Consider the following 18,174-nt stretch of genomic DNA (forward strand, 5'->3'; position numbering starts at 1 on the left):
GCGCTCCGGACCGAAATTGCCTGTTGACATGGGTTGTTGAGCGCAAGAAGAATCTGCCAACTGTCGGGCCCTCGAATCTGCGGGGGTGGCGGCATGGAGAAAATCCCAGGGGGAAAAGACGTGCGAAAGCTGCGAAGGAGACCCCGGATTTCCCGGCTCTCCGCCATTGTCATGCTCATCGTCACCCTGTTGGGTGGTGTCCTCCTCTCCTCGGCGCAGGCCGCCAGAAGCCCGATATCCGGGCCGGGCAGCAGGGACGCCGTCAACCCGACGTCGCTCTCACCGAAGACCGTGAAGGACCTCGGGTCCTGGGCCAAGTCCCGGCTGGCGCTGGACACCCTGCGCCGCGCGGGATCCCTCGTCGTCCAGCCGGCGCCCCAGCCGAAGACCACCGTCGCCGGGACATCGCTCGCCGCCCCGGCCGCCGGCACCTCGGCCCTCGTCCTCTACGACACCGCGGGCCCCTACGGGCACCTGGGCGAGCTCTACGCCATGGCGACGGCGAACCTCGCGGGCCACTTCGGCACCGTCACCGCCAAGCCCGTCTCCGCGTACACCGCGGGCCTCGTCGAGCAGTACACCGCCACGGTCTACCTCGGCTCGACCTACTACGGGGGCACCCTCCCCGACGCCGTTCCCGCCGCCTTCTACCAGGACGCGCTGGCCACCAGCCACCCCGTCGTCTGGATCGGCGACAACATCTGGAACATGGCCAACGCCGTCGGCGTCACCCGCTTCGGCCAGAAATACGGCTGGGACCCCACCAACTCGTACTACAGCACCGATGGCGGCGTCGGGAACCTCGACCAGGTCACGTACAAGACCCGGCAGCTGACCCGGAAGATCCCCGCCGGCCAGGACGGCGGCGTCCTGCACCCCGCCCTCCTCACCGGCCCCGGATACCCGCAGGTCACCCAGCTCGCCCAGGCCAAGGACGGCACCACCGGCGCCACCACCCCATGGGCGATCCGCTCGTCCAACCTCACCTATCTCGGTGAGATCCCGTTCAGCTACGTCTCCGAGAGCGACCGCGTCATCGTCTTCGAGGACCTCCTCTTCGACGCCCTCGCGCCCTCGACCGCCGAACGGCACCGGGCGTTCGTACGCCTGGAGGACATCAGCCCCGACGCCGACCCCGCCGAGCTGCGGGCCATGGCCGACTACCTCTACTCCCAGCGCGTCCCGTACGGGATCAACGTCATCCCGGTCCACACCGACCCCAAGGGCACCTACAACGGTGGTGTCGCCAGGACCGTCACGCTGGCCCAGGCCCCGGCCGTCGTCACCGAGCTGAAGTACATGCTCGCCCACGGCGCCGTCCTGATGAACCACGGCTACACCCACCAGTACAGCAACGTCGACAACCCCTACAGCGGCGTCACCGGCGACGACTTCGAGTTCTTCAGGGCGCACGTCGACAGCGCGAACAACGTCGTCTACGACGGCCCGCCCGCCGAGGACTCCACCGCCTGGGCCCAGAGCCGCGTCACCGCGGGCCTCGCCGGCTTCGCCGCGGCCGGCCTGCCCAAGCCCACGCTCTGGACGACTCCGCACTACGCGGCGTCCGCCACCGACTACCGTGTCTTCGGCCAGAACTTCTCCGCCCGACTGGAGAGATCGTTGTATTTCGCCGGCACGCTCAGCGGAACCACCGCGGACCCCAGCCGCTACATCGGTCAGTTCTTCCCGTACGCCGTGAAGGACGTCTACGGCACCAAGGTGCTGCCCGAGAACATCGGCAACTACGAGCCCGAGCCGTACAACAACCACCCGGCCCGGCTCCCCGCCGACCTCGTCTCCTCCGCCAAGGCCAACCTGGCCGTACGCGACGGCGTGGCGAGCTTCTTCTACCACCCCACCTACCCGGTGGCACCGCTCCAGCAGACGATCGAGGGCATCCGAGCCCTCGGGTACACCTTCGTCGGCCCCGCGGACCTCGGCTGATGAACGCGATGAGGAGGGCGGCCGCCGCGCTCACCGCCACAGCCGCCCTCTTCCTCGCGGCCTGCTCCTCCGGCGGCTCCGGCGAGCAGGACACCGAGCCGCCCGACCGCAGGGAGGTGAGCGCGATGCGCGGCATCACGCTGCCGTCGTGGAACACCGACGACTACAGCAGCCCGCAAGCGGCGACGTATCTGAAGCAGATCGCCGCCACCGGCGCCCGCTGGGTCACCTTCACCCCCACCTGGTACCAGGACCGCGTCACCGATTCCGCCATGCGCACCACCGGCGAGACGGCCGCCGACGACAGCCTGCGCCACGCCATCGGCCTCGCCCACGACGCGGACCTCAAGGTCATGGTCAAGCCCCACGTCGACCTGGTGAAGGGCGGCGACCGGGCCGAGATCCGCCCCGCCGACCCGGACGCCTGGTTCGGCGCGTACCAACGCCTCATCACCCACTACGCCCGCCTCGCCACCGACACCAAAGCCGAACAGCTCTCCGTCGGCACCGAACTGGCCGGCACCTCACAGGACGGCGCCCACTGGCGCCAGGTCATCGCCGCCGTCCGCGAGAGCTACCGGGGCCCGCTGACCTACGCCGCCAACTACGACGAGTACCAGAAGATCCCCTTCTGGGGAAACCTCGACGTCATCGGCATCGACGCCTACTGGCCGCTCGCCGACAGCGCCACCACCGACTCCGCGCGACTGCGCCGGGCATGGCGGCCCATCACCGAGGAACTGGCCGCCTTCTCCGCCCGCCACCACCGCAAGATCCTCTTCACCGAGGCGGGCTACGTCAGCCAGCGCGGCACCACCACCGCCCCGTACTCCTGGACCATCAGCAAGTCCGGCGGCGACGCCGAACAGGCCGCGGCCTACGAGGCGTTGCTCACCGCGCTCGACGGCAAGTCGTGGTGGGCGGGCGTGTGCTGGTGGATGTGGGACGACTGGCCCGACAGCGGCGAGACCGCGAAGCGGCTGGCCTACACACCTCACGGCAAACCGGCGGAGAAGGTGCTGCGCGAGTGGTGGGCGCCCTAGCGGCGGCCCAGGTGTCGTAGCGACCGCCTCAGGTGTCGCACTCCAGCACCGTCCGGCACAGCCCGCACCGCGCCCGCAACGGCCCCTGGACGGGCACCCGCAGCCGCTGGTGGCACGTCGGGCAGGGAAAGCTGACCCGCATCGGGCCCTGGCCCTCGAAGGCGTACCCCCCGGCCGGTGAGCTCTGCGCCGCCCGCCGGTCGCGTGCGTAGCGGTGCCGGCCCAGCCGCCCCGCCGCGGCCAGCGGCGCCCGCCGCTCGTCGGCGTGCGCCCGCGCCAGGCCCTTGGCGTACGCCTCGTACGCCTGCGGGCTGGTGAACCAGGGGGAGGGGTCCTCCCCGAAGGCCAGCGCCCGCTTGGCGAGGACGTAGCCGAACTCCTCCGGCGTGAGATAGCCGAGCTTCTGCGTCGAGACCGAGGACTCGCGGTAGGCGTCCAGCAGCAGCCACCCCGATCCGAGGTAGGCGGCCGCGGTGTCGGTGAGGATCTCGTTGTCCCGCGTGCCGGGGAATTCGAGGTCGAGGCGGTGCAGATAGACGTGCATCACCTCATGGGCGAGGGCGGCGCCGATGTCCCTGCGGTGGGTCTTGAAGCGGGAGTTGAGCTCGATGAAGTACTCCGGGCCCGCCGCGAGCTCGACGCTCCCGGCGTGCCGCATCTCCCGGAAGCTGACGATCATCCGCGCGTCCGGCAGCCGCAGGTGCCGCACCATGGCCCCCGCCACGCGCTGCACGCCCAGATACGGGTCCTCGTCGTCGGAGAAGGCCGCGTCGACCGGCAGCACGCTCGCCTCGAAGGAGTGCACCGTGTCATAGGAGAGCCGTTTGTACAGCGCGGTGATCGCGGTGCGGACGGTCTCCAGGTGCGGGAAACCGTGCGCGATCTCGATGTCGCTCTCGGCCGAGCCCACGCGGCCACCCCCTCTGTCCGTCCTGCCCCTGCCCCCACTGTACGGGTGGCCCATGGCCGGCGGGCAGGGCGCACGGGCCGGGCGCGGGCCCCCGGTGAGGCGCTCGGCGACTGGCCGAAAGCACAGCTTGTCGCACCTTTCACCCGGTCCTCATAATCGCACCGCGCTCCGACGGCCGAATTCCGGATATCGGACCGGAATGATTGTCATGAGCCTGACGAGTGCGCCAACCTCCCACGGAAGGAAGCACCTTGCGCAACTACCTCAAGGCGCTCAGGAGAACCCTGGCCGTCGGCGCCGTCGCGCTCGCCGCCTTCAGCCTCCAGCCCGGCACCGCCCAGGCGAACGACCCGGGAGCCCGCCCCAGCCCCGGAGTCGTCGGCGGCGTCCGCGCCCAGCAGGGCGAGTTCCCATGGATGGTGCGGCTGTCCATGGGCTGCGGCGGCGCCCTCTACACCAAGCAGATCGTCCTGACCGCCGCCCACTGCGTCGACGGCAGCGGAGCCAACACCTCCATCACCGCCACCGCCGGCGTCGTCGACCTCAACGCCGGCCAGGCGATCAAGGTCAAGTCCACCCGCGTCCTCCAGGCACCCGGCTACAACGGCACCGGCAAGGACTGGGCGCTGATCAAGCTCGCCAAACCCATCGACCTGCCCAACCTCAAGATCGCCGACACCACCGCGTACAACAGCGGCACCTTCACCGTCGCCGGCTGGGGCGCCGCCCGCGAAGGCGGCCCCCAGGAGCGCTACCTGCGCAAGGCCGACGTCCCCTTCGTCGACGACACCGCCTGCGGACAGGCGTACGGCGGCAGCCTCACCCCCGGCGAGGAGATATGCGCCGGCAAGCTCCAAGAGGGCGGCGTCGACACCTGCCAGGGCGACTCCGGCGGCCCGATGTTCCGCAAGGACGACGCCGGCGCCTGGATCCAGGTCGGCATCACCAGCTGGGGCACCGGCTGCGCACGAGCCGGCTACCCCGGCGTCTACACCGAGGTCAGCACCTTCGCCACCGACATCAAGAGCGCGGCCGCGAGCCTGGGCGGCTGACCCACGGCCCGTACCCACGCCCCCACTGACGCCGCACCCCCTCCGAGCCGCCCCGCCACCGGCCCCTTCCGGTGGTCACCCGACCCGGACGGACCAGCGGCCCGGCGGCGTCCGGTACGGCCTTCCACGGCCCGCCCGCGCGACTCCGGTATGACGCGGGCGGGCCCCTGTCATCCTTTCGGCCGAGACGAGAATGGTCGGACAGTCGAGGTGTGGAGCCCATAAACCTCCGTAACGTGAAAGGACGCGGCCGGAGCACCGGCCGCGGTCCGCACCGCACGCAGGAAAGGGACCCCCGTGTCCGCCAAGCACCGCATCGTCGCCGCCACCGTCCTCACCGCCGCAGCCGGCGCGGTGATATGGCCGACGGCCGACGCACTCGCCGCGGACGCCGGACACCGCGACCCCCGCCCCGCCCGCCCGGCCGCCACCGTCCAGCAGGTCCGGCTCCCCGACGGCAGCCAGGCCCGCCTGACCTCCGGCGACGGCCGTACGAGCGCCACGGTCACCGGCCACGGCACCACGCGGCGCACCCTCGACAGCGCCCGCCCCGCCGCCGACCTCGACCGCCTCCACCTGCGCATCATCGGCGGCGACACCACCCGCCCCACCCTGCGCGCCACCCTTGACGGCACCAAGGGCGCCGCGACCACCACCTACTACGACTTCACCTCCGGCACCCCACGGCATAACCCCAACAGCCCCGCCGCCGCGCGCGACGACCACCGGCCGGCCGTCAAGAAGGCCGCGGCCCACCGGACCGCCCCCGCCGAGCAACACCCCGGCACCCCGGCCGCCCCCGCCGAACACGACCGGCGCCACAAGACCCACCCCGCCTCCAGCAACCCCGTCAAGCGGGTCGTCCAGGCGGGCGAGGCCATCAAGGGCCGGCACGACGTCGCCACCCCCGCGCTCGCCGGAGCCGCCCTCCTCGCCGCCGGCGGCAGCGCCTACGGCATCCGCTTCGCGCTGCGCCGCTCGGGGCGCGACACCACCTGATCGCTGCGGTTGCGGCGCCCGGTCACCCCCGGTGACATGGAGGGACGCGCCCCCGGCGCCCGGACCCCGCAGGGCCCGCACGCACCCAGCTCTCCCACAGCCGATTTCCCCCCAGCAGGTTCCCCAGCAGGTTTCCCCCAGCAGCGAGGACAGGGCGAGGCACAGCATGGCGATCACCGTGGTCATCGCGGACGACCAGGAGATGGTCCGCACCGGCTTCCGGATGATCCTGGAGAGCCAGCCCGACATCGAGGTCGTCGCCGACGTCGTCGACGGCGAGGCCGCCCTCGCGGCCGTCGAGGAACACCGGCCCGACGTGCTGCTCCTCGACATCCGCATGCCCAAGCTCGACGGCCTGGAGGTCACCCGCCGCCTCTCCGACCTCTCCGCCGCCGACCCCGGACGCGGCCAGCGCCCGCGCATCGTCATCGTCACCACCTTCGACCTCGACGAATACGTGCACACCGCACTCCGCAACGGCGCCTCCGGCTTCCTCCTCAAGGACGCCAGCCCCGCCATGCTCGTCGAGGCCGTCCACGCCGCCGCCGTCGGCGACTCCCTCATCTCACCCGCCATCACCGTCCGGCTGCTCCGCGACATGGCCCCCGCCGGCACCTCGGGCGGCCCCGCCCGCGCCCCCGCCGAGCCGCTCACCGACCGCGAGGCCGACGTCGTACGCTGCCTGGCGCGCGGCGCGACGAACGCCGAGATCGCCGCCGAACTGTTCGTCTCCCTGTCCACGGTCAAGACCCACCTGGCCAACGTGCAGATGAAGCTCGACGCCCGCAACCGCGTCGAGATCGCCGCCTGGGCCTGGGAGAGCGGACTGGCCACGGGCGGACCGTGAACAGAGTGGCCGGGTGGGCCGCCCGGCACCCCCGGTGGGCCGTGGCCGCGAAGGCCGTCCTCGCCCTCACCCTGCTGTGCCTCGTCGCCTTCGAGAGCCACGCCCTCGCCCACCGGCCCAGCCGCCCGCACGCCCTCGTCCTCGCCTCCGGCGTCGCCGTCTGCCTCTGCGCCGTCCCCTACAGCTGGATCCCCCTCGCCGTACGCGCGGGCGTCGCCGCCGCCGTCTCCCTGTCCACCTCCGCCGCCCTCATGGCCGGCGACCACCCCGACGTCGTCTGGGGCATGGGCGAGGACATCGCCCTCCTCTTCCTGCTGACCTCCGTCGTCCAGCGCGCCCCCACCCGCGTCGCCGCCACCCTCGCCCCCCTGCTCGGCGTCGCCTGCCTCGCCGCGCCCATGCGCGACCTCGACCCCGGCCGCTTCACCGCCGTCTTCGGCACCCTCACCGTCGTCGTCACCGCCTACTCACTGCTCCTGCGCGGCCAGTCCGGACAGCGCGTACGCGACATGGCGGCCGTACGCACCGCCGAACGCCTCGAACTCGCCCGCGAGCTGCACGACCTCATCGCCCACCACGTCACCGGGATCGTCGTCCAGGCCCAGGCCGCCCGCTTCACCGCCCTGGACGGACCCGCCGCCGCGAACGCCTTCGAACGCATCGAGCTCGCCGCGAGCGAATCCCTCAACGCCATGCGCCGCCTCGTCGGCGTCCTGCGCGAAGGCGACGCCGAGACCGAACCCGTCGCCGGCCTCCCCGAAGTCCGCGACCTGACCGAATCCTTCGCCCGCACCGGACCACCCGTCGTCCTCTACATCGAACACGGCATGGAGAACTGGATCCCCGCCGAGGTCGCCGCCGGCGTCCACCGCGTCGTCCGCGAAGCCCTCACCAACATCCGCAAGCACGCCGCCGACGCCACCGCCGTACGCGTCGGCGTACGGGGCGTACCCGCCGGCGTCGAACTGCGCATCGCCGACGACGGCAAGAACGCCGCCACCCTCTCCGACCAGGCCCGCGGCGGCGGCTTCGGCCTCGTCGGCCTCAGCGAACGCGCCAAGGCCATGGGCGGCCTGCTGCGCGCCGGACCGGCACCGGAGGGCGGCTGGGAGGTCACCGCGCTCTTTCCCGTCGACCGGATGCCGGCTCACCACACGTGACGGATCGCCCTTCAGAACCTCCGGAGCCGTTTCGCCCGGGGCTCAATCCGCCGAGGGCGCAAAGCCTCGGCGCAGCACTTCGTGATCCTTAATGTGGGACGGCATGGAGATCACCCAAGTCACCGACAGCATATGGATGTTCCGCTTCCCCGTCGGCCAGGCGTACGCGGTACGACTGCCGGACGGCTGGGCGCTCGTCGACACCGGGCTGCCCGGACACGGCCCGCACATCCTCGACGCCCTGCGCGGCCTCGGCGCCGCCCCCGACGACCTCCGCGAGATCGTCCTCACCCACTCCCACCTCGACCACACCGGCTCCGCCGCCCACCTCGCCGCGGCCACGGGAGCCCGCGTCCTGGCCGGAGCGGCCGACGCCGACGTCATCCGCGGCAGCGTTCCCGAGCCGCCGCCCGCCCTCCTGGACTGGGAAGTCCCGATCTTCACAGCCGTGCAGGACCAGCTCCGCGACACCCCGCCCGCCCCGCCCTGCCCCGTCGACCGCACGCTCGCCGACGGCGACACCCTCGACTGGGGCGAGCGGGCACACATCGTCCACGTGCCCGGCCACACCGCCGGAAGCATCGCCCTGCACCTGCCCGACTCCGGCGTCCTCTTCACCGGCGACACCATCGCCAACGTCCCCCACGTCATGCTCGGCGTCTTCAACACCGACCGGCGACAAGCCATCGCCTCCTTCCACCGACAGGCCGCCCTCGACATCGAAACGGCCTGTTTCGGCCACGGCGAACCACTGCTCAGCGGCGCCGGGGCCGCCCTGCGCGCCGCGGCGGCCGAGCTGGGGTGAGCCACCGCCGCAACCCGGGTCAGCCCTGCCCGTAACAGAGACAGAACGGATGCCCCGCGGGATCCGCGTACACCCGGAAACCCTTCTCCTCGCCCCCGCTGTCGTGCAGGAACGTCGCACCCAGCGCGAGCACCTCGCGCTGCGCCCGCTCCATGTCCGCGAGCGAGTCGACGTCGAAGTCCAGGTGCGACTGTTGCGGGTGGGCCGGGTCGGGCCAGCGCGGCGGGCGGTGGTCCGCCGCCTTCTGGAAGGCGAGCCGCGGACCACCGTCCGGCCCGCTCAGATACACCCAGGACGGGTCGCCGCCGTCGGCGTCGACCCGCCAGCCGAGAACGGCGCCGTAGAAGGCCGCCAGCGCGGCCGGGTCCGGGCAGTCGATGACGGTGCACTGCAGTTTGGCGATCACACGCCGATCATGCCGGGCCCACGTCAGAGAACCGCGAAGCCACCGCCCGGGCAATCACTACGGGGGAGCGCCACCGCGGTCCGTTCGACAAGCGCGTCGAAAACCCGCCGCCCCAGCCGCACCGCGCCCGCCGAGAGTCCAACACCCTCCCACCCTTTGTCCATGGGCACCCCAGCCCCCCGCGCCCCACAGTGACGCCGTGACCACTGGCGTGAGGAGCGCGAGCAGATGACCGAACACCTCCCCGGCACCCCGCCGTCGACCCGGCCCAGCCGGCGCACCGTCGTCGCCACCGCCGCCCTCGCCGGCCTCTCCACCGCACTCACCGCCACCGACACCGCCCACGCCGCCACCGGCCCCGCCCACGCCGCCACCACCGAAGCCGTGCTCCGCTCCACCGCACTCGACGTACGCGTCGACACCACCTTCCCCCGAGTCCTCTCCTACACCGACCGCACCACCGGCGCCGTACTCCACGCCCAGGAGGACCCCGTCACGACGCTCCTCGTCGACGGCACCGAACACACCCCCACCGTCACCACCTCCACCGCCACCGACCACGCCTCGTACACCCTCACCCTCCCCGGCGGCACCCGCGTCGACGTGGAGATCCGCGTCGACGGATGGCTCCTGCACTGGCGCGTCACCCGCATCACCGACACCCCCGCCCTGCGCATCGGCACCCTGGACATCCCCCACCTCGCCCTGCTCAGCGTCCGCAGCACCCAGCCGGGCGCCGCCCTCCTCGCCGCCCGCATCCAGCTCGACAAGGCCAAGAGCGGCGACACGCTCGTACGCCCCACCCCGGACACCCCCGCCGACACCACCCCCACCGGCTGCGCCTACGCCGTCGTCAGCACCGGACTCCTCGCCGCCGCCGTCGAGACCAACAGCATCCACGACCGGCCCGACGCCCACAGCGCATGGGAGAACGGCCGCCTGCGGCGCCAGACCCTCCGCCGCACCGGCTACACCAAGGCCCAGCTCACCTGCGGCCCCTGGACCCACCGCGCCGCCACCGCACCCACGCACGACACCGAACCCCTGCCGTACGCCACCGTCATCGTCACCCGCGACCGCAACGGCGACGGCGACGCGGACTGGCAGGACGCCGCCATCGCCCTCCGCGACATCATGACCAACCCGCTCGGCGCCGACGAACAGCACCTGAGGGTCGTCCCCCACATCCCGTTCAACTTCGCCAGCCAGGCCACCAATCCGTTCCTGGCCACCCTCGACACCGTCAAGCGCATCGCCCTGGCCACCGACGGACTACGGCAATTCACCCTCCTCAAGGGCTACCAGTCCGAAGGCCACGACTCCGCCCACCCCGACTACGGCGGCAACTACAACACCCGCGCCGGCGGACTCGCCGACCTCAACACGCTCCTGCGCGCCGGAAAGCGCTGGAACAGCGACTTCGCGGTCCACGTCAACACCACCGAGTCCTACCCCGTCGCCCACGCCTTCTCCGACACCCTCGTCGACCGGAACAACCCGCAATGGGACTGGCTCGACCAGTCCTACCGCATCGACGCCCGCCGCGACCTCGTCTCCGGCGACATCGCCCGCCGCTTCCAGCGACTGCGCGACGAGACCGACCCCGCCCTGAACACCCTCTACATCGACGTCTTCCGCGAATCCGGCTGGAACTCCGACCGGCTCCAGCGCATCCTGCGCGAACAGGGCTGGCAGATCACCACCGAATGGGGACACGGCCTCGAACGCTCCAGCCTCTGGGCACACTGGGCGACCGAGACCGACTACGGGCCCGACACCTCCCGCGGCATCAACTCCCGACTCATCCGCTTCATCCGCCACCACCAGAAGGACGTCTTCGCCGACAAATGGCCCCTCCTCGGCCACGCCAGGCTCGGCACCTTCGAAGGCTGGCAGGGCAAGACCGACTGGGCCCCTTTTTATCGCCAGCTGTGGACCGACAACCTCCCGGCCAAATACCTGCAAGCCTTCCCCATCCACACCTGGGAAGAACACCGCATCACCTTCGCCGGCCCCACCAGGACCACCGTCTCCGACACCGACGGCACCCGCCGCATCACCACCGACGGCCGCACCGTCTACGACGCCGGCACCTACCTCCTGCCCTGGGAACCCCGCCACGCCACCGACCCAGCCAAGCTCTACCACTACAACCCCACCGGCGGCCGCACCACCTGGACCCTGCCCCGCGGCTGGTCCACGCGCCGCACCGTCGCCCTGCACCGCCTCACCGACCAAGGCCGCACCGACACCCGCGAACTGCCCGTACGGCGCGGCCGCGTCACCATCGAGGCCACCGCCGGACAGCCCTACGTCCTCACCCGCGCACCCGAAACCGACCGCCCGGACCCCTCCTGGGGCGAAGGCACACCCCTGCACGACCCCGGCTTCCACTCCGGCACCCTCGACGGCCGACAGGTCACCGGCCCCGCCACCGTCGCCCTCAGCGACCTCGGCGACCACGAACTCGTCATCGGCCCCGGCGCAGCGGCCACCGTCGGCCAGCGCCTGACCCGCCTGCGCCCCGGCACCTACGCCGCATCCGTCCAGGTCGAGGTCGGCGCCACCGCGGGGGAGCGGCGCCGGGCCGCCCTGGAGGTCCGCACCGCCGACGGAATCACCGCCACGAACTGGACGGACACCTCCACCGCCGTCAACCACGTCGCCGCCGACCGCAAACACGGCACCCGCTTCCAGCGCATGTTCACCTGGTTCACCGTGCCCGCCGGCGGCGGCCCGGTCACCCTCACCCTGACGGCCGCCGCGGGCAGCGCACGGATACGGTTCGACGCCCTGCGCGTCGTCCCCGGACGGCGCGCCACACTCGACGGCGCCCTCCTCTTCGAAAACTTCGAGCACGTCCCCCAAGGATGGGGACCCTTCGTCAAGGGCGACGCCGGCGGCGCCACCGACCCCCGTACACACATCGCCCAACGCCACGCCCCCTACACCCAGCGCGGCTGGAACGGCAAAGCCGTCGACGACGTCATCGACGGCACCCAGTCCCTGAAATCACGCGGCGAGAACCGGGGAATCGTCTACCGCACCGTCCCGCACACCGCCCGCTTCACCCCCGGACACCGCTACCGCGTCACCTTCCGCTACGAGAACGAAACCGCCGGCCAGTACGCCTGGATCACCGCCGTCGACGAACCCGGCACCCGGGAACTGCGCAGCACCCCACTCCCCGCCGCCACCACGCCCACCACCCACACCTACGAATTCACCGCACCACCGGCCGGCGAGGCATGGGTCGGACTGCGCAAGACCGGCGACAGCGGCACCGCCGAATTCGTCCTCGACGCCTTCACCGTCCACCGGCTCGACGACTAGCCCCCCGCCACGCTAGGGGGAACGCCGCCCTCTGGCGGGGGAGAGGACCATCGAGGAAGATCCGTCCTGGACGAAGCCGACAGGGCGGGAGGCCGGGGCATGTACCAGACCTGGATGCGGTACTTCACCCCCGCACCGGTCCACCACCGGCTCGGCCTCGTCTGCCTCGGCGTCGGCCTCCAGCACGGCGCCCTCCCCGCCGTCGGCCCCCGCACCCTCGACCACCACGTCGCCGTCGTCATCAGCGCGGGCACCGGCTGGCTCCGCACACCCGACGGCCGCACCCACACCGTCACCGCCCCCGCACTCCTCTGGCTCACCCCCGGCACCCCCCACCACTACGGCGCCGCACCCGGCCACGGCTGGGACGAGAGCTTCGTCGACTTCACCGGCCCCGCGGTCGCCGCCTACACCGAACTCGGCTGCATACAACCCCATCGGCCCCTCGTACCCCTCACCGACACCACCGCCGCCCGCGCCGCCGTCCACCGCATCGCCCGCGCCGCCCGCCGCGGCAACCCCCTCCTCGAAATCGAGACCTCCGCCGCCGTCCACGAACTCCTCATCGCCCTGCGCCGCGCCCGCCTCGACCCCGGCGACCCCGTCCTCCAGGCCCTCGCCCGCGACGCCTTCCTGCCGCTGTCCGTCGCCCAGCACGCCGCCCGCCACGGCATGACCCCCACCGAACTGCGCACCGCCGTCCGCCGCGGCGCCGGGTGCAGCCCCAAGGACTACCTCCTCGGCATCCGCCTCGGCCGCGCCAAGGAACTCCTCGCCGCCACCGAACTGCCCGTCTCCGCCGTCGCCCGCCGCGTCGGCTACACCGACCCCGCCTACTTCAGCCGCCTCTTCACCCGCCGCGTCGGCACCGCCCCCGTCCGCTTCCGCGAAGGCCAGGGCCGCGCCGTACCCGGCGGCTGGAGCGACCGCGTCCCCGATCCGGACCACCCGCCGGTCATCGGACCCCGCCCGTCCGCATAGGCTCGGTGACCATGAGCGACAGTGCCAACGACGAGTCCGTGACGGCCGAACTGAGCCGGCTGCGCGACAGCATCGACAACATCGACGCCGCGGTGATCCACATGCTCGCCGAGCGTTTCAAATGCACCCAACAAGTCGGCCACCTCAAGGCCGCCCACAAACTCCCCCCGGCCGACCCCGCCCGCGAGGCCCGCCAGATCACCCGCCTCCGAGAACTCGCCGAAAACGCGAAACTCGACCCGGCGTTCGCGGAGAAGTTCCTCAACTTCATCATCGCGGAGGTAATCCGCCACCACGAGACGATCGCCCGGGCGTAAGAGGGGAGGGCCGCAGGGCGGCCCGGGGCGGGCCGGGCGCGGTACGGGGACGGCCTCTCCCGACCGGCCGACACCACCGACGACCGACTCGTCGGCCCGTCCGATCCGGCGGCTGCCGGATCCGACGCGACGAGCCGGCGGCACCTCTGCGTGCTGCCCGACGCCGCCCGCCACCCCTTCCCGCCGCGACGGCGAGCGACTCCGACCGTGGGGGTCCGGCGGCGTGGGAGCCTGCTGGCTGGGGGCGCCTGCGTCGGCACGTCCCGAGCCTGTCCGGTGTTTGCCTCCGGCGGCTGCGGCCGCCAGTTCTTCCCGCCGCGAGGGCGAGCTGCCCCATCGTGAGGGTCCGGCGGCATGGAAGCCTGCCTGCTGTGAGGCGTGGGGCATCCTGGGCCTGTCCGGTGTTTGCCCCCGGCGGCTGCGGCCGCCAGTTCTTCCCGCCGCGAGGGCGAGCTGCCCCATCGTGAGGGTCCGGCGGCATGGAAGCCTGCCCGCTGTGAGGCGTGGGGCATCCTGGGCCTGTCCGGTGTTTGCCTCCGGCGGTTGGGGCCGCCACCTCTTCCCGCCGCGACGGCGAGCGACTCCGGCCGTGGGGGTCCGGCGGCATGGAGACCCCCGCCAGGTGGGCGGTCGGCCGCCCCGGCCCGTACGCCCGGCGGCCGCGTCCGCCAGCCCCCCCGCCGCCACGGCGAGCCCCGCACGGCGGCCCGCCGAGGCGGCCGACCGGCCCGGGCCTCGACCGGCCCGCCCCCGCCGCGACAGCGAGACGCGCCAAAGGCCGCACCCACCCCCGCCGCGACGGCGAGACGGCCCACCCCCAACCCCCAAACCCCCAAAGGCCAGCGCCCAGCGATACGGCAGCATGAGCCCATGCCCGTACTGACGCGCGACGAAGCGCAGACCCGTGCCCGCCTCCTCGACGTCCACCGGTACGAGGTCGACCTCGACCTCACCCGTGGTGACGAGATCTTCGGATCCACCACCGTCATCCGCTTCACCGCCCGCCACCCGGGCGACACCTTCGTCGAACTCCGGCCGGCCACCCTCCGCACCGTCACCCTCGACGGCAGACCCCTCGACCCCGCCACCCTCGACGACAACCGGCTCCCCCTGCCCGGCCTCGCCCCCGGCGCCCACGAACTGCGCGTCGAAGCCGACATGCGCTACTCCCGCACCGGCGAGGGCATGCACCGCTTCACCGACCCCGCCGACGGCGAGACCTACCTCTACACCCAGGCCTTCCTCGAAGACGTCCAGCGCGTCTTCGCCGCCTTCGACCAGCCCGACCTCAAGGCCGTCTTCGACGCCACCGTCACCGCACCCCCCGCCTGGACCGTCCTCGGCAACGCCACCGCCACCCGCGTCGGCCCGCCCGCCGAAGGGCGCTGGCGGCTGGCCACCACCAAGCCCCTCAGCACCTATTTCGTCGCCTTCGCCGCAGGCCCCTGGCACTCCGTGCACACCGAACACGCCGGCCTGCCCTTCGCCCTGCACTGCCGCCGCTCCCTCGCCCCCCACCTCGACGCCGACGCCGAGGAAATCCTCGACATCACCCGCCGCTGCTTCGACCGCTACCACGAGATCTTCGACGAGCCCTACCCCTTCGACTCCTACGACCAGGCATTCGTCCCGGAGTTCAACGCCGGCGCCATGGAGAACCCCGGACTCGTCACCTTCCGCGACGAATACATCTTCCGCTCGGCCGTCACCGACACCGAACGCCAGACCCGCGGCGTGACGATCGCGCACGAGATGGCCCACATGTGGTTCGGCGACCTCGTCACCCTCCGCTGGTGGGACGACATCTGGCTCAACGAGTCGTTCGCCGAGTACATGGGCTACCAGGTCCTCGCCGAGTCCACCCGCTTCGACGGCGCCTGGACCGACTTCGCCTGCGCCCGCAAGAGCTGGGGCTACGACGCCGACCAGCGCCCCTCCACCCACCCCGTCGCCCCCGCCCCCGAAGCCGTCCACGACACCGCCTCCGCCCTCCTCAACTTCGACGGCATCTCCTACGCCAAGGGCGCCTCCGCCCTCCGCCAACTCGTCGCCTGGCTCGGCGAGAAGGACTTCCTCGCCGGCATCAACGACCACTTCACCCGCCACCGCTTCGGCAACGCCACCCTCGCCGACTTCATCGACTCCCTCGCCCGCGCCTCCAGCCGCGACGTCCACACCTGGGCGCAGAGCTGGCTGCGCACCAGCGGAGTCGACACGATCACCCCCCACGTCACGGCCGACGACGCCGGAGCCCGCGACCACCAACCGGTCCCGCCGCCCCCCGGCCACCCCACCGCCGACACCCCCCAGCCCACCGCGGGGGCCTGGCGGCTCGACCTCCACCACGACGGCACCCGCCCCCACCACCTCGCCATCGGCCTCTACGACCACCCGCAGACCGACCACCCGCAGACCGACCACCCGCAGGCCGACCACCCGCAGGCCGACCACCCGCAGGCCGACCACCCGCAGGCCGACCACCCGCCGACCGACCACCCCACCGACGGCACCGACCGCGCCGAGCTCGTACCCCGCGACCGCGTCGCCATCGACCTCCCCGCCGGCGGCGGCACCCACAGCATCGAACTCCCCGGCCCCCGCCCCGCCCTGCTCCTCCTCAACGACGGCGACCTCACCTACGCCAAGGTCCGCCTCGACCCGCACTCCTGGGACACCGCCCTGCGCTCCCTCTCCGCCCTCCCCGACCCCCTCAGCCGTGCCGTCCTCTGGAACGCCGCCCGCGACATGGTCCGCGACGGCGAGCTCGCCCCCGCCGCCCACCTCGACGCCGCCCGCGCCCACCTCCCGTACGAGACCGACACCGCCGTCACCGCCGGCGTCCTCGCCTTCGCCCGCCACCACATCACCGACCGCTACACCACCCCCACCGCCCGCCCCATCGCCCTCGCCACCCTCACCGACCTCTGCCACGACCTCCTGCACCGCACCGAGACCCCACAAGGCGACCACACCGACACCCAGGGCCTGCGCCTGACCGCCGTCCGCACCCTCATCGACAGCTGCACCACCCCCGACACCCTCCACACCTGGCTCCACGACGACACCGTCCCCGGCGGCCCCGCCCTCGACCCCGAACTGCGCTGGCGCGCCCTCACCCGCCTCGCTGTCCTCGGCGCCACCACCCCGCGGGAGATCGACGCCGAACTCGCCCGCGACCCCAGCGCCACCGGGCGGGAAGGCGCCGCCCGCTGCCACGCCGCCCTCCCCGACCCCGCCGCCAAGGCAGCCGCCTGGGAGGCCATGTACACCGGCGACGAGCTCTCCAACTACCTCTTCGCCGCCACCGCCGACGGCTTCTGGCAGGCCGACCAGCTCGACCTCCTCCGCCCCTACCGCGACCGCTACCACCCCGCCGCCGTCGCCCTCGCCGCCCGCCGCGGCCCCGCCCTCGCCGCCCTCGCCGGCACCCGCGGCTTCCCCCACCCCCTGATCGAGGAGCGCACCCTCGCCCTGGGCGAGGAGTGCCTGCGCACCGCCGACCCCACCCCGGCCCTGCGCCGCAAGCTCGTCGACCAGCTCGACGACCTCCGCCGCGCCCTGCGGATCACGGCCGCGCGGGCATAACGCCCTGCACAAACGGCGAGGCTCCCGGAACCCTGTCCAGGGTTCCGGGAGCCTCGCCGTACGAGCCCGCGACGCGCGGGCCGCGTATCAGTCGCGCTTGTCGCTCACCGCGTCCGACGGCTCCGCCGTCCGCAGCTCCTCCAGGAAACGGTCCACGACGCCGCTCTCCCGGGCGAAGTCCGTGACCGGCTCGCCGACGATCCGGCCGGCCAGCTCCGTGGCCAGCACGCCGACCTGCTCACGCAGCTCGGCCTCGGCGACCGCGCGCTCCGCGTCGATCACGGCGTGACCCGCGGCGATGATCTCCTCGCGCTGGCGCTGACCCTCGGCCCGCAGCTCGGCGATGATCGCCGTACCCTGCTCGACCGACTCCTGACGCAGCCGCGCCGCCTCGTGGCGGGCCTCCGCCAGCAGCTGCTGGTACTCGGCGTGGACGCGCTCGGCCTCCGCGCGCGTCGCGTCCGCCTCGTCGAAACGGCCCTCGGTGGCCTTCTCGCGCTCGACGAGGACCTTGCTGATCCGGGGCAGCAGCACCTTCGCCATGACGGCGAAAAGGATGAAGAAGAGGACGAACCCAAGGACGAGCGGCGCGGGCTCGGGCTTGAGCGGCCCTACGTCGATAGCGAGAAAGTTCATGGCCATGGGTGCAGATTAGTCGACGCGCCGCCCCGGGTCCGCCCCGCACCCCATTAGCAGACTCCAGCCGGCCCCGCCGCAGGGCGGTCCCCCCATCGGGCGAAACCCATCCGGAGCACCGTCACCGAACGTGCCGCGCCGGTAACTTGATGCAAT

At 72.6% G+C, this 18,174-nt stretch carries 14 protein-coding genes; 11 read left to right on the forward strand and 3 right to left on the reverse strand.

Going from position 1 to position 18,174, the window contains the following annotated elements:
* Positions 1-171 precede the first annotated feature (171 nt).
* The gene (locus ACZ303_RS01000) at positions 172-1,944 is read left to right on the forward strand and encodes a DUF2334 domain-containing protein (RefSeq protein ID WP_467333700.1); all 1,773 of its coding nucleotides are present in this window, start codon (positions 172-174) and stop codon (positions 1,942-1,944) included.
* Complete coding sequence (locus tag ACZ303_RS01005; RefSeq protein WP_467333702.1) at positions 1,944-2,987, forward strand: glycoside hydrolase family 113; 1,044 nt, start codon at positions 1,944-1,946, stop codon at positions 2,985-2,987. Before ACZ303_RS01000 ends, ACZ303_RS01005 begins: the two co-directional genes overlap by 1 nt.
* A 28-nt stretch (positions 2,988-3,015) precedes the next feature.
* On the opposite strand, the gene ACZ303_RS01010 is transcribed toward ACZ303_RS01005, so the two are convergent.
* On the reverse strand, positions 3,016-3,897 hold the full coding sequence (locus ACZ303_RS01010) for a hypothetical protein (protein WP_467333704.1): 882 nt from the start codon (positions 3,895-3,897) through the stop codon (positions 3,016-3,018).
* Between the two features lie 251 nt (positions 3,898-4,148).
* Here ACZ303_RS01010 and ACZ303_RS01015 point away from each other — a divergent pair, with 251 nt between their 5' ends.
* From ACZ303_RS01015 to ACZ303_RS01035, 5 genes are all read left to right on the forward strand, one after another.
* The gene (locus ACZ303_RS01015) at positions 4,149-4,949 is read left to right on the forward strand and encodes a S1 family peptidase (RefSeq protein ID WP_467333706.1); all 801 of its coding nucleotides are present in this window, start codon (positions 4,149-4,151) and stop codon (positions 4,947-4,949) included.
* A 297-nt stretch (positions 4,950-5,246) separates the two neighbouring features.
* Positions 5,247-5,948, forward strand: a complete 702-nt coding sequence (locus ACZ303_RS01020; RefSeq protein ID WP_467333708.1) for a hypothetical protein — start codon at positions 5,247-5,249, stop codon at positions 5,946-5,948.
* 166 nt (positions 5,949-6,114) lie between these two features.
* Complete coding sequence (locus tag ACZ303_RS01025; RefSeq protein WP_467333710.1) at positions 6,115-6,795, forward strand: response regulator; 681 nt, start codon at positions 6,115-6,117, stop codon at positions 6,793-6,795.
* Between the two features lie 5 nt (positions 6,796-6,800).
* Complete coding sequence (locus ACZ303_RS01030) at positions 6,801-7,955, forward strand: sensor histidine kinase (protein ID WP_467333712.1); 1,155 nt, start codon at positions 6,801-6,803, stop codon at positions 7,953-7,955.
* Between the two features lie 103 nt (positions 7,956-8,058).
* Positions 8,059-8,760: an MBL fold metallo-hydrolase gene (locus ACZ303_RS01035; RefSeq protein WP_467333714.1), complete on the forward strand. Its 702-nt coding sequence runs from the start codon at positions 8,059-8,061 to the stop codon at positions 8,758-8,760.
* Between the two features lie 19 nt (positions 8,761-8,779).
* On the opposite strand, the gene ACZ303_RS01040 is transcribed toward ACZ303_RS01035, so the two are convergent.
* Complete coding sequence (locus tag ACZ303_RS01040) at positions 8,780-9,166, reverse strand: VOC family protein (protein ID WP_467333716.1); 387 nt, start codon at positions 9,164-9,166, stop codon at positions 8,780-8,782.
* A 228-nt stretch (positions 9,167-9,394) separates the two neighbouring features.
* On the opposite strand from ACZ303_RS01040, the gene ACZ303_RS01045 reads away from it, so the two are divergent.
* From ACZ303_RS01045 to pepN, 4 genes are all read left to right on the forward strand, one after another.
* Positions 9,395-12,499, forward strand: a complete 3,105-nt coding sequence (locus ACZ303_RS01045; RefSeq protein WP_467333718.1) for an endo-alpha-N-acetylgalactosaminidase family protein — start codon at positions 9,395-9,397, stop codon at positions 12,497-12,499.
* Positions 12,500-12,598: 99 nt separating this feature from the next.
* Complete coding sequence (locus tag ACZ303_RS01050; protein WP_467333720.1) at positions 12,599-13,480, forward strand: helix-turn-helix domain-containing protein; 882 nt, start codon at positions 12,599-12,601, stop codon at positions 13,478-13,480.
* A gap of 11 nt (positions 13,481-13,491) precedes the next feature.
* Positions 13,492-13,797: a chorismate mutase gene (locus ACZ303_RS01055; protein ID WP_467333722.1), complete on the forward strand. Its 306-nt coding sequence runs from the start codon at positions 13,492-13,494 to the stop codon at positions 13,795-13,797.
* 870 nt (positions 13,798-14,667) lie between these two features.
* Complete coding sequence (pepN, locus tag ACZ303_RS01060) at positions 14,668-17,382, forward strand: aminopeptidase N (RefSeq protein WP_467333724.1); 2,715 nt, start codon at positions 14,668-14,670, stop codon at positions 17,380-17,382.
* 87 nt (positions 17,383-17,469) lie between these two features.
* Here the strand turns inward: pepN and atpF are convergent, their stop codons facing one another.
* A complete protein-coding gene (gene atpF, locus ACZ303_RS01065; RefSeq protein ID WP_467333726.1) occupies positions 17,470-18,024 on the reverse strand; it encodes a F0F1 ATP synthase subunit B in 555 nt (184 codons plus the stop codon).
* Positions 18,025-18,174 lie beyond the last annotated feature (150 nt).

It is taken from the genome of Streptomyces sp. NPDC023527, from assembly GCF_055560115.1.